The sequence below is a fragment of the Actinomadura craniellae genome (assembly GCF_003289645.1).
Classification (GTDB): Bacteria; Actinomycetota; Actinomycetes; order Streptosporangiales; family Streptosporangiaceae; genus Actinomadura_D; species Actinomadura_D craniellae.
In genome coordinates, this window is record NZ_QLYX01000010.1 from 146,044 (window position 1) to 158,515 (window position 12,472).

Annotated in this window: 11 protein-coding genes; 1 reads left to right on the forward strand and 10 read right to left on the reverse strand. The window is 72.2% G+C overall.

Annotated features, from left to right (window positions below):
- Positions 1-8: 8 nt before the first annotated feature.
- From DPM19_RS21715 to ctaE, 10 genes are all read right to left on the reverse strand, one after another.
- Positions 9-1,229 carry a DUF1996 domain-containing protein gene (locus DPM19_RS21715; RefSeq protein WP_111869805.1) on the reverse strand — a complete coding sequence of 407 codons (1,221 nt, stop codon included), beginning with the start codon at positions 1,227-1,229 and terminating at the stop codon, positions 9-11.
- A gap of 20 nt (positions 1,230-1,249) precedes the next feature.
- Positions 1,250-1,867: a DUF4142 domain-containing protein gene (locus DPM19_RS21720; protein WP_111869806.1), complete on the reverse strand. Its 618-nt coding sequence runs from the start codon at positions 1,865-1,867 to the stop codon at positions 1,250-1,252.
- Between the two features lie 96 nt (positions 1,868-1,963).
- The gene (locus DPM19_RS21725; protein ID WP_111869807.1) at positions 1,964-3,478 is read right to left on the reverse strand and encodes an NADH-quinone oxidoreductase subunit NuoF family protein; all 1,515 of its coding nucleotides are present in this window, start codon (positions 3,476-3,478) and stop codon (positions 1,964-1,966) included.
- Positions 3,475-4,200 carry a hypothetical protein gene (locus tag DPM19_RS21730; RefSeq protein WP_111869808.1) on the reverse strand — a complete coding sequence of 242 codons (726 nt, stop codon included), beginning with the start codon at positions 4,198-4,200 and terminating at the stop codon, positions 3,475-3,477. Before DPM19_RS21730 ends, DPM19_RS21725 begins: the two co-directional genes overlap by 4 nt.
- The gene (locus tag DPM19_RS21735; protein WP_111869809.1) at positions 4,200-5,840 is read right to left on the reverse strand and encodes a M23 family metallopeptidase; all 1,641 of its coding nucleotides are present in this window, start codon (positions 5,838-5,840) and stop codon (positions 4,200-4,202) included. Before DPM19_RS21735 ends, DPM19_RS21730 begins: the two co-directional genes overlap by 1 nt.
- A 592-nt stretch (positions 5,841-6,432) precedes the next feature.
- On the reverse strand, positions 6,433-7,554 hold the full coding sequence (locus tag DPM19_RS21740) for a glycosyltransferase family 4 protein (protein ID WP_111869810.1): 1,122 nt from the start codon (positions 7,552-7,554) through the stop codon (positions 6,433-6,435).
- Positions 7,555-7,618: 64 nt separating this feature from the next.
- On the reverse strand, positions 7,619-9,262 hold the full coding sequence (qcrB, locus tag DPM19_RS21745) for a cytochrome bc1 complex cytochrome b subunit (protein ID WP_111869811.1): 1,644 nt from the start codon (positions 9,260-9,262) through the stop codon (positions 7,619-7,621).
- Positions 9,259-10,371, reverse strand: a complete 1,113-nt coding sequence (gene qcrA, locus DPM19_RS21750; RefSeq protein ID WP_111869812.1) for a cytochrome bc1 complex Rieske iron-sulfur subunit — start codon at positions 10,369-10,371, stop codon at positions 9,259-9,261. The genes qcrB and qcrA overlap by 4 nt, the downstream gene beginning before the upstream one ends.
- A complete protein-coding gene (gene qcrC / locus DPM19_RS21755; RefSeq protein WP_111869813.1) occupies positions 10,368-11,240 on the reverse strand; it encodes a cytochrome bc1 complex diheme cytochrome c subunit in 873 nt (290 codons plus the stop codon). Before qcrC ends, qcrA begins: the two co-directional genes overlap by 4 nt.
- 25 nt (positions 11,241-11,265) lie before the next feature.
- Positions 11,266-11,919 carry an aa3-type cytochrome oxidase subunit III gene (gene ctaE / locus DPM19_RS21760; protein WP_111869814.1) on the reverse strand — a complete coding sequence of 218 codons (654 nt, stop codon included), beginning with the start codon at positions 11,917-11,919 and terminating at the stop codon, positions 11,266-11,268.
- A gap of 120 nt (positions 11,920-12,039) precedes the next feature.
- On the opposite strand from ctaE, the gene DPM19_RS21765 reads away from it, so the two are divergent.
- Positions 12,040-12,459 carry a response regulator transcription factor gene (locus tag DPM19_RS21765; protein ID WP_111869815.1) on the forward strand — a complete coding sequence of 140 codons (420 nt, stop codon included), beginning with the start codon at positions 12,040-12,042 and terminating at the stop codon, positions 12,457-12,459.
- The last annotated feature ends 13 nt before the right edge of the window (positions 12,460-12,472 follow it).

Genomic DNA, 12,472 nt, shown 5'->3' on the forward strand with positions numbered 1-12,472 from the left:
GGCGGCGCTCAACAGCGCCGCCCGCTGTTGATGCAGTTCACGGCCCGGTTCATCAGGCCGACCGGCATCACGTTGGCGAAGTCCCCGTGGTCGGTGCCGGGGTTGTGCCGCTGCTCGGGGAAGCTGTCGAGCGCGAACGCCCCGACCCTGGCCGGCACGTTGTAGGCGATCGTCATGCGCAGTTGCGGCACCGCGCGGGTGCCGGCCGGGCAGGCGCCGGTCGCGGCGTCGGGGAAGACGATGTGGGTGCGGTGGTTGGCCGAGTCGAGGTTGCGGCCGTCCCAGCAGCTGGGGAAGTCCAGGACCCGCATCACCTGGGTGCCCCGCGGGCAGAGCGGGTACTGCGTGGTGACCCGGTTGGTGAACCCGCCGCAGGTCCACTGGGACCGGGCGTTGGCGGGACCGTTGGTGGCGGCCTTGGCGTCCCCGGTGATCACCCGGATGAAGCGCGGCATCGCGACCACCCTGCTCCGCGGGTTGCCGCGGAACTGCAGGTTCACCGAGGCGGGGACGAGCACCCGGCCGATGTTGCCGTCCTGCCTGCTCTGCTCGGCGTGCGGGGTGGTGTCCTGCCCGGCGCGCAGCCGCAGCACCGGCCAGTAGTAGCTGGAGCGGTCACCGGCCTGGCAGGTGGTGCCGCCCGCGGCGAGGCTCTGGTCGGTGGAGAAGCCGTCGGCCGTCAGGTTGCCCACGTAGTCGTGCAGGTGGTGGGCGCCGTTCTGCACGCCGGGCGCGACGATGAAGTTGTCGGGGTTGTAGTGGCCGTTCTGGTTGCGCCCGCACCGTGAGGTGAAGGTGCCCCGCGAGGCGTTGCGCCCGGGGCGGGGGGCCCGCGCGGTCCGGCCGACCTGCCGGATGTTCACGTAGTCCTGCGGGGTGGGTCCCTCCAGGTCGGCGGGGTCGCCGGGGCTCTGCGACGGGGCGGGGGAAGGTACCGGGTCACCCGGGTCCAGCGGCGGGTTGGAGGGGTCCGCGGACGGGTCGCCCGGGTCGAGGGGCGGGTTGGAGGGGTCGACGGGCGGTTCGCTGGGGTCGGCCGGAGCCGATGGTTCGCTCGTGGGCGGCTGGCTGGGACGGCCGGGGCGGCCGTGCGGGCCGGGGTGGCCGTGCGCGGCCGCGACCGCCGTGGACGGGCTCTGGGCGGGGGGCACCGCCGGGGTCCACTCGGCCGTGACGGCGACCAGCGCCAGCGCCGGCAGGAGCACGGCTATTCGCTTTCTACGGGCCATCGAAAATCTCCTTCGAGGTCTCACTTGAGGGTGGAGTAATTGACCAGGCCGGTGCTCTCCAGATATGACATGTGCCGCAGTACGGCCGCATTAGCCCGGGCCGAGAAATCCCGGACGAGCGCATTTCTGGTAGTCGACCTGACCTTGGCGATGGTGACGAAGACCTTTCCGTGTGCGGCCCGCAACAGATACACGAATGCACGGTCGTACTCGTCACCGGACTTGCGCGTGAGTTCGGCCATCCAGGTCTCCTGGTCCCGGTTCGGCCGGCTGGGCAGTACGACGTCGAGCCTGGCGGCGACGGCGCGCACGTCCTTGTCCAGTGCCAGGTGCTCGGCGGCGATGTGCCCCCCGATCTCCTTGACCCGGGGGCTGGATCCACGCTGCTGGGCCTGCTGACCTGTGGGAGCCTCCCACAGCCCGGCCCTGCGGACCGCCGCCAGCAGGTCCCGGTCCGCCGCGTCCAGCGGTCCCCAGCGGGTCTGCGTGGTCGCGCTGGTACCCAGGCTCGTCTGCCCGTCGGCGGGCACCGCGGAGGGGCGGGCGATGACATAGGCCGCCGCCCCGGCGAGGACCAGGGAAATGCCCAGAACCAGGAATTCGATAAGGCTGAGGCGCCTGGTCCGGTGCCTTCTCATTGCTCGGCATACCGCCTTTCAACCACCCGCCGGTGCCAGATCGCCGACGGCTCACCGGTAATACGCATCCCCTCCGGCCGAGGGTTCACCCGATAATTATTTTTTTCGTGATCCGGCTCCTCTGGACGCGGGAACTCCCAACGCACTCGTCACCCGCAATGCCAGCGCGGGGCACATGGACACCGCCCGCTGCACGTCCCGCTCCAACCAGACCGGGATCTCGGAGCCGAGCATGACCGGGTACCCGTACCGATCGAGCCGGACCAGTTCGGGGACGAGGTAGGCGCACAGCCCGTGCCCGTCACAGCGCGTCCAGTCGACCGACAGCCGGGTCTCCGCACCGGTGGGCACCGGCAGCGGCAACACCCCGAACACCGGCAGCCCGCACGAACCGCCGCGCCGGTGCGCCGCGATGTCGCCAGCGAACACGTCCAGCGCCGACAGCACGAACCGGGCCGTGCCGTCGGGGTGGGCGCACGCGCCCCGGCCCCTGCCGACCCCGGCGGCGTGCCGGATCTCCTCCACCCCGCCCGACCCGTCGGCCAGCGCGGCGAGGGCCCGCACCATGTCGGGCAGCCCCATCCGGCACGGCCCGCACTGGCCGGCGGACTGCCCGGACAGGTACTCGGCGATCCGGAGGACCTCGCCGAGCGGGCAGGTGCCGGGGGTCAGCGCCAGGATGATCCCCGCGCCCAGCACCCCGCCGGCCGCCTCCATTCCGGCCCGGGAGACCCGGGCCATCGGGATCGCCGCCGGCGTGATCCAGGCCCCGTGGTAGCCGCCGACCAGCAGCCCCTGGCCCACGGTGACGTCGCACCGCTCCAGGACGGCGCCGAGCGAAGTGCCCAGCGGAACCTCCACCACGCTGGTACCGCCGACGGTCAGCAGGGTGGTGCCCGGCTCGCTGTCAGTGCCGACCGAGGCGTACAGGTCGGGGCCGAGCGAGGCGAGCACGGCGAGCTGGGCGTAGGTCTCGGTGTTGCTCAGCAGCGTCGGCCGCCGGTCCACCCCGGAATCGGCGGCCAGCACCTTGCGGCCGGGCGGGATGGGGGTCTCGCCGTTGATAGCACGGATCACCGCGCCGCTCTCACCGGAGATGAACCGTTCGGGCAGCCGGACCACCCGCACCGACATCCGCCGCTCGGCCGCGGCCTTGCGCACCGAGCGGGCGGCGGCCTCGTCCTCGACAGCCAGCACGACGTCCTTGGTGCCGAGCGCGCGGGCGGCGACCGCGGCGCCGTCGAGCACCAGGTGCGGCGCCCGGGTGAGCAGCACCTTGTCCTTGGCGCTGCCCGGCTCGCCCTCCGCTCCGTTGACCACCACGACCGCCTTGCCGGGCCGGCCCTCGCGCCGCTCGCCGGGCAGCGTCACCTCGCTGGACCGCAGCCCGGCCCGGCGGGCGACCGCCATGATCTTGCGGGCGAACGGGAACGCCGCACCGCCCCGGCCGCGCATCTCGATCTTCTCGGCCATCTCGATCAGCTCGTCCAGGTCCAGTTCGGGCAGCCCGCCGTGCACCGCCCGGTGCCGGTCCAGGTCCAGCCGGTCGAACCGGTCGAAGCCCATGGTGAGGCGGGGCCCGCCGATGCTCAGGACGGTGGTCGTCGTCATCGCGGCACCTCCGCCCCCTGCTGCACGCCGCTCCGGGCGACAGCCCGCTCCTCAGCGGACGCGTACCGCGGCTCGGGCACGGTACGGGAACCGCGCGGGCGGACGGTCACCAGCAGCCGGGTGAGCAGCGACAGGGCCACCCCGGCAAGGCAGATCGTGTAACCCCACTCCACCCAGACGGCGGGCGCCCGGCCGGCGGTCAACCCGTGCGTGATCGCCACCGGCCAGGCCACGTACGCCAGCGCGTGCAGCGCCCGCCACAGCCACGGCCTGCCGCCCAGCGCGAACCGTCTGCGCAGCAGGCCGGTCACCAGGATCACCAGCAACAGGTCGAAGGCGAGCGCGCCGAAACCGATCGGCTCGGCCCGCGGGACCACGATCTGATCGGGCCGCACCTGCCCGCCGAGCGTCTGCACCAGGAGGTGCGCGGTCAGGAACGTCACCGCGAGCACCGAGGACGCGCGGTGCAGAGCCTGGGCGAGGACGCGGTGATGGACTTTCAGCAGCAGCCGCTCGGTGGCGAGCAGCCCGGTCATCACCGAGATCGACAGGGCGACCAGGGCGAACACCCCGGAGTAGTAGACGAGGAAACTCTGCACCACGACAGCCGCGGCGGCGCCGGGCGGCGTGGCCACCGCGACGAGCACGAAGGCCGCCGCGGCGACGGCCGTGTACGGCGCCCAACGGGGCAGCAGGGGCCGGTCACTGAGCTGGCTTTCCACTAGTCGGCTCTCCTGTCGAGAAGGTTGTCCAGCGGGTTGTCCGGTGGCGCGGTGGAGGGCTTGGGCGCGGGGGTCGGCTTGACGGCGGGGGGCGGCAGCGGCCCGAAGTTGGTCAGCGCCCCGCCGGGCAGCACCTGCTTGTCCCCCCGCTCGGCCCAGCCCATCGCGGGGCTGGCCCGCTCGCGCAGCCGCCAGCCGCCGAGGGCCGTCCCGTCGAAGGGCACGTCGTCGGCGCCGTGGCGCAGCGAGAACAGCACCTGGGGCAGGGCCGCCGAAGCGCCGCCGCAGGGCCGGTCGACCCCGGTCCGGCCGAGCAGGGTGCCGCGCCGGACCGGAGAGCCGTCGGGCACGGTGGTCACCTGCGTGAGCTGGTAGTACACCGACGCCAGACCGTTGTCGTGGATGATCATGACCAGTCCGCGCCCCGGGGTCGCCCCGCAGAACCGGTAGAGCCGGCCGTCGGCGGGGGCGAGCACCCGGCCGTCGCCACCGCGGAAGGCGATCACACCGAGCGGCCGGGTGCCCTGGCCGGTCTCGGCGGCCCCGGCCGTCATGGTCCAGGAACCGCCGATCCGCCAGGGCAGCATCAGCCCGGCGGGCTTCGGGACGGCCGCGGCCTCGCCGTAGCGGGTCAGGATCCGGCGCTCGGACGCCGGCATCATCTGCGCCGGGGCCTGGCCGAGCATTTCGGTGAACTCCGGGGTCCCCGCGAGGGCCGTCCGCCACTGCCCGTCCGACCAGCGTGCCAGGAACAGCGCGACCTGCGGCATCGCGGCCCGCTCGGCCGGGACGGGGATGGCCGTGGTCCCGAACGCCCAGGTGCGGTCGAGGCTGAAGCGGGTGGCGCCGAGCCGGGGCGGCTGGCCCGGGGCACCGTAGGCCTGGCGGGCGACGGGGCCGCGCTGGGTCAGGGTGAGGTTGCGGATCTGGTCGTTCAGGGTGTCGATCGGCGGGGCCTGCGGCGCCGGTGGAGCGGGCTTGCCGGTGCGGTCCGGGGAGGCTCGCGGCACGGGGGCGCCGAGCGCGGCCTGTTCCGGCGGCGAGCCGGGCAGCGGGCCCTCCAGCACGGAGCGCTCGACGACCGCGATCATGGCGAGGCCGACCAGTGCGACGACCGCGACGGTCCCGCCGGTCACCCGGTCCACCGGTGCGTGCGCCCGGCGCGGCGCGACCGCCCGCATCGGCCGGGTGTCGCGCCTGGCGGCCCGCTTCTGCTTGCCGCCGCGCGCCGGCCGCTCCCGGCGCGCCGGTTCGCTTCGCGACTCCGCCCGCGGCCCGCCGCGCCTGCCCCGCGGGGGCGCGGGACGCGCCGTCTCGCCCGTCGGGTCCGTCCGCGGTGCACCACGCCTGCCCCGCGGGGGCGGGCCCGGCCGGGCCGGGCGCGCCGGCTCGGCCGGCGGGTCCGTCCGGGGTGCGCCGCGCTTGGCGCCAGGGGGTGTCGTGGTGCGGCGGGGAGCCTGGGCACGGCGGCGGGTGCGGCGGGACGGGGACTCCCAGAAACGGTCCCAGTCGACCTGCTCGGCCTTCTCCCACCACAGGCCGGGCTCACGCCGGGATTCATGATCACGCCGGGATTCCTGCCACCAGACAGGCTCCGGTGGGGCGCCGCGACGCCGCCCCCGGCTCTCACGTCCTGCCATGACCTCTCCTCTGGCGAGGCGGAGTTCATGGCGATGCCGAACAGCGAGTATCTGCCTGCACCGGGCCGTGGCCCGGTGCACGCCGGACTGAGGTGCTCGGGACGACCGCCTCTTCTGCGGGCCCGCTCAGCCCGGCGGTCTTCCCGGGTGCCCGGGCGCCCCCTCGGGATGGCGGCGCGTCGAACACCAATCAGGCGGAAGCATACGCCTACCGGCGGAATTAGCTCACTTCAGTACTGAGATTTCTCCAGAAAAACCTGCTTTTTAGGGCACGGGAAGCCCGGTGGCACAGGGTGTCCAGAGGGGTGGATTAGGCCCGGCTGAGGTAATCCTTAACGCAGTCCTAAGAGCCGCCACAAATGCCTTTGCGGCGTCTAACGTCCTTTTTGCCCGTGGTCCTCCACCACGGGTCCGGTGGAGGAGGAGACCGGATGTGCCCACGACAGGCGGCGGCCGTCGCGGCCCTCGGTCCGCCTCCGGTCACGGCACTCGGCCCGGCCCCGGGCGTGGCTCATGCCCGGGGCGGTGCGGATCTCGCCGAAACGGTCCCTCCTCCGCCGGAAGGACGGGTGGCCGGAGCTACGGTTCCAGCCTACGGTTCCAGCAGGGTGGCCAGCCGGTCCGCCTGGATCTCCCAGCGCCACTCGCGCTCCACCCACGCGCGGCCCCGAGCACCCATCTCCTTCGCCCGGCCGGGATCCCGCAGCAGCCCGACCAGCGCGTCCGCCAGCGGGTTCACCCGCCGCCCGTCCACGACCAGGCCGGTCTCCCCGTCGAGCACCGCATCCGGCGCACCGCCCGAGTCGCCCGCCACCACCGGCAGGCCGGTCGCCGAGGCCTCCAGGTAGACGATGCCCAGCCCCTCGACGTCCAGCCCGCGCCGCCGGGTGCGGCACGGCATGGCGAACACGTCGCCGGCGTCGTAGTGGGCGGGCAGTTCCTCCCAGGGCACCCCGCCGGTAATGACCACCGAACCGGCCAGCGGGGCCGCCAGCCGCTCCAGTTCGGCCCGGTAGGGGCCGCCGCCGACCAGGAGCAGGGCGGCGTCCGGCACGGCGCGCAGCACCCGTGGCCAGGCGTGGATCAGCGCGTCCTGCCCCTTGCGCGGCACCAGCCGGGACACGCAGACCACCACCGGACGTCCCGCCAGACCGTACCGGCGCCGGATCTCCGCGCCGCCCGCCCCGGCCCGGAAGAGCTTCTCGTCCACGCCCGGCGCCAGCCGGGCCATCCGCCCGGTCGCCGCCGGCGACAGCGCGCGGGCCATCCGGGAGCGGGTGTACTCCCCCAGGTAGGTCAGCACGTCCAGGCCGTCGCCGATCCGGCGCAGCAGCCCGCGCGCCACCGGCAGCGCGGCCCAGCCGCTCTCGTGCCCGTGCGTCAGGCCGACCAGCCGCCCGGCCCCCGCCCGGCGCAGCGCGGGGGCCAGCAGCCCGAGCGGCGCCGCCGCGCCGAACAGCACGGAGTCGCACCCCTCGGCCCGCAGGACGTCCCCGGCCCGGCGCAGCACGGTCGGCTCCGGCAACATCAGCGACGTCGGGTGCCGCACCACCGGAAAGGGCTGCCCGGCGTCGAACTCCGCCGCCCCCCGCCAGGCCGGGGCGTAGACGACGACCGAGCCGGGTGGCCGCAGCCGGGCGAGGTTGTGCACGAACGCCTGGATCCCGCCCGGCCGGGGCGGGAAGTCGTTCGTCACCACCAGGGTCTTGGACACGCCGCTCCCCTCGATCGACGAAGCCCGCCACCGGGAACGGTGGCGGGCTCCGGTACCGCGCGTGCTAGCCGCGGGTGAGTTCCTTGCGCTCCTCTTTCTCGACGGCCTCGTGCTCGTCGTGGTGCCCGCCGTTGTGGGCGTGCTCCTCGACGGGGATGTCGTCGAAGGTCCAGAAGCGGTGCAGCCTCGTCCGCAGGAAGCCGAGCGGGCCGCGGCTGCCCGGTGCCGGGATGCCGCTGGCATCCTCGATCGCCGGTGCCGGGGAGGCGTTCTCCTTGCTGAGGAGCACGGCCCTGTCCTGCTCGTTCGCCGGGACGTGCACCTCGTAGAACTCGCCCTCGGGGGTCTGCCGGATGGTGCCGCTCTCGACGCCGTGGTGGAGCACGGCGGCGTCGCTGCGCTGCAGGCCCAGGCAGATCCGGCGGGTGATGACGAAGGCCAGGATCGGGCCGAGGAACACCGCGAACCGGAAGAACCAGGTGGTGGCGAACAGCGAGACCTGGAACTTCTCGGCGATCACGTCGTTGCCGCCGGCCAGCCAGAGGATGCCGTAGAAGGCGACGGCCGCCATGCCCACACCGGTGCGGACCGGGGCGTTGCGGGGACGCTCGTTCAGGTGGTGCACCCGCTGGTCACCGGTCACCCACCGTTCGATGAACGGGAACAGCGCGGCACCGGTGAAGATGATGCCGAGCGGGCCCAGTGCCGGGATCAGGACGTTCCAGCTCACCGTGTGCCCGAACGCCGAGGTCTCCCAGTTGGGCATGATCCGCAGCGAGCCTTCGAGGATGCCCATGTAGAAGTCCGGCTGCGAGCCCGACGAGATCGCGCCCGGGTCGTACGGCCCGAACAGCCAGATCGGGTTGATCTGGGCGAAGGTCGACAGCAGGGCCAGCGCCCCGAAGGTGAACATGAAGTACGCGCCGGTCTTGGCCATGAACACCGGGTACATCGGGTAGCCGACGACGTTCTCGTTGGTGCGGCCGGGGCCGGGCATCTGGGTGTGCTTCTGATGCCACATGATCATCATGTGCGCGGTGACCAGCGCCAGGATGATTCCCGGGATCAGCAGCACGTGCAGCGTGTAGAGCCGAGGAATGATCTCCTCGCCGGGGAACTCGCCGCCGAACAGGAACATGTAGATGTAGGTGCCGACCACCGGGATCGACTCGGCCACACCCTGGGTGATCCGCAGACCGGTGCCCGACAGCAGGTCGTCCGGCAGCGAGTAGCCGAACAGGCCCTCCACCATGCCGAGGGTGAACAGGCCGATGCCGATCAGCCAGTTGAGCTCGCGCGGCTTGCGGTACGCGCCGGTGAAGAACACCCGCAGCATGTGCGCCATGATCGACGCCATGAAGAGGATGGCGGCCCAGTGGTGGATCTGCCGCATCAGCAGACCGCCGCGCACGTCGAAGCTGATGTGCAGCGTCGAGGCGTACGCCTCGCTCATCATGACGCCGTTCAGCTTCGTGTAGGAGCCGTCGTAGGCCACCTCCAGCATGCTCGGCTTGAACCAGAGCGTCAGGAAGGTGCCGGTCAGCAGCAGGATGACGAACGAGTAGAGCGCGATCTCACCCAGCATGAACGACCAGTGGTCCGGAAACACCTTCTTCATGTTGCGCTTGAGGAAGGTGGTGGAACCCAGCCGGTCGTCGATGAAGTTCAGCGGAGCATCGACGGCCTTGGGGGCACTTTTCTCGCTCATCCCCGCTCCCAGAAGCTCGGGCCGACCGGCTCGGGGTAGTCCCCGGTGGCGATGAGGTAGCCCTCGTCGTCAGTGGTGATCGGCAACTGTGGCAGCGACCTCGCCGCCGGTCCGAAGATGACCTTGGCCGCGTCGGTGGCGTCGAAGGTCGACTGATGGCACGGGCACAGGATGTGGTGCGTCGTCTGCTCGTACAACGCCGCCGGGCAGCCCACGTGCGTGCAGATCTTGGAGTAGGCCACGATCCCGCCGACGTGCCAGTTCTCCCGGCCCTTGGCCGGCTTGAACTTGTCGGCCGGAACGTTGATCAGGATCGTGACCGCCTTGGCGATCTCGTTGAGCGCGTGGTCCGCGTGGTGGATGCCCTCGGGCAGCACGGTGATCATGCCGCCGGGCGAGGCGAAGTCGCTGGCCCGCAGCGGCTTGTCGGTGCCGTCCACGACCAGGCGGACGCCCTTCTTGCCACCGGCCTTGGCCTTGGCGACGGCCGGGCCCCAGTAGGTGCTGCGCAGCTTCTTCTCGGGCAGCGGGCCCAGGTCGCGCAGCAGCACCAGCGGCGCCAGCCCCAGCGGCGCGGCGGCCAGCAGGAGCGTGCGGCGCAGCAGGGGGCGCTTGGTGATCGCGCTGTCCTCGGCGCCGTCCAGGAAGTCCTCGGTGAAGGCCTGACGGGTCGGCTCGTCCGACCGCAGGTCGCCCCGCTGCTGGACGATCTGCTTGCTGGTCATCAGCCGGCGCACCCACAGGGTGATGCCGATCGCCATGGCCAGGAACGACACCGCCATGGTGCCGCCGAGCCAGAGGTTGGACTCCAGCGCCCGGTCGATGCCGTGCATGCCGCCGTTGCGGCCGCTCCACCCGATGTAGTACGCGATGAAGGCGACGCTGGAGGCGCTGGCCAGCAGGAAGAGCGAGGCGATGACGCGCTCGGCCCGCTTGGCCGACGCCTCGTCGAGCTCGTCCCCGGCGCCCTGCGGCGCGGGCTCCTCCTCGGCGGCCAGCAGCGTACCGGTCTGCGGCGGCGTGCCGATCACCTTGCGTGGTGTCCGGCCGTTCTCGGCGGCGGAGTCCTCGGGTTCGAGGGGGCCGCCCGTGTCCTTGTGATCGCTCATGACTTCTTCAGCTTCTTGGGCTTCTTGGCGGTGATCCACATCGCGGCCAGGACGAGCATGCCCATCCCGACCAGCCACCCGACCAGCCCCTCCGAGACCGGGCCGATGCGGCCCAGGCCGAAGCCGCCGGGGTTGGGCTCCTCACGCGTCTGGACGATGTAGGCGATGATCGCGCGCTTGTCCTTCTCGGTGAGCGTCGTGTCGTTGAAGATCGGCATGGCCTGGGGGCCGGTGAGCATCGCCTCGTAGATCTGCGTCGGCGTCGACTCGTGCAGCGGCGGCGCGTACTTGCCGCCGGTGAGCGCACCGCCCGCGCCGACGAAGTTGTGGCACTGGGCGCAGTTGGTGCGGAAGAGCTTGCCGCCGAGCGCGACGTCGCCGCCCTTGGGGTCGACCTGGGCGGCGCCCGGAATGGCCGGGCCGCCGCCGAAGGTGGCGACGAACGCCGTGAGGTCCTTGAGGTTCTGGGCCGCCTGGGCGCGCTGCTTGGGGTCCTCGACCGAGGTGTTGAAGTCGGTGACCGGGGTCTTGCGCGGCATCTGGGCGCCCGGGTTCATCGCCGGCATCCGACCGGTGCTGACCTGGAAGTCGACGGACGCGGCGCCGACGCCGATCAGGCTGGGCGCCAGCGGGTTGCCCTTGGCGTCCTTGGTGCCCTCGGCCTGCGGGCCGTGGCAGCTCGCGCAGTTCTTGTTGTAGAGCTGCCGGCCGTTCTCCAGGCTCTGCGCCGCCGCCGCGGCGTTGGCCGCCTCGGCGCGGTCGGTCTGCGGCGTGAACCCGGCGTACAGGACGCCGGTGGCCGCCAGTGCCGCCAGCACGACGGCGTAGCCCGCCCACGGGCGCCGTCGCCATGCGGTGAACCAGTTCACGGAAATCCCCGTTCGGGTCATGGGATCAGTGGAGGTCGAGCAGGTAGATGGTCGCGAACAGGCCGATCCAGACCACGTCCACGAAGTGCCAGTAGTACGACACGACGATGGCGCTCGTCGCCTGGCCGTGCGTCCAGCGCTTCGCGGCGTACGTGCGTCCCAGGACGAAGAGGAACGCGATCAGACCGCCGGTCACGTGCAGCCCGTGGAAGCCCGTGGTCAGGTAGAACACCGAACCGTAGGCCGACGACGAGAGCGTGACGCCCTCGTGGACCAGCTTGGTGTACTCGATGACCTGCCCGGCGACGAAGTAGGCGCCCATGAGGAAGGTGAGGACGTACCACTCGCGCAGACCCCAGCTGCGCGGGTTGAACAGGCTGCCGTCCCGGCCGACCTTGCCGGCCTCGGCCTTGAACACGCCCATCTGGCAGGTGACGCTGGACAGCACCAGGATCGTCGTGTTGAACCCGGCGAACGGCAGATCGAGGTGGGCCTGCGGCCACTCGCCGTTCTCGCTCAGGGTCACCGAGCGGATCGTGAAGTACATCGCGAACAAGGCCGCGAAGAACATGAGCTCGGACGACAACCAAACGATCGTCCCCACGCTCACCAAGTTGGGACGATTCACCCGGGCGTGGGGTGTTGTCTTAATCGCGGATGCTGTTGCCACGGGCCACATTATTACGTCACCCAAGCGGGGTACGGTGCAGGACCCCCCATTAGGGGGTTCACATCCGCGCTCTCCGCCGCCCCGCAAGCCCGGCTGACGGGCGCCGCGCGGGCCGGTAGCCTGCTAGCCATGACCACCGCCGACGCGCCCATGACGGTCCTCGTCTTCAGCGACGACGCCCGCACCCGCGCTCAGATCATCTCCGCGATCGGCCGCCGCCCCGCCGCCGACCTCCCCATGGTCGAGTACGCCGAGTGCGCGACCCAGCCCGCCGTGGTGGAGCGGCTCGACCACGGTGACATCGACGTCGCGGTCCTCGACGGCGAGGCCCAGCCCGCGGGCGGGCTGGGCATCTGCCGGCAGGCCAAGGACGAGGTCTACGACTGCCCGCCGGTGCTGGTGACCATCGCCCGCCGCGACGACGGCTGGCTGGCGACCTGGTCCGGTGCCGACGCCGTGGTGGCCGAACCGCTCGACCCGATGGCCGTGGCCGACGCGGTCGCCGCGCTGCTGCGGCAGCGCCGGGCCGGCCGGCTGCCCGTGCTCTGACCCGCTCTCTCCG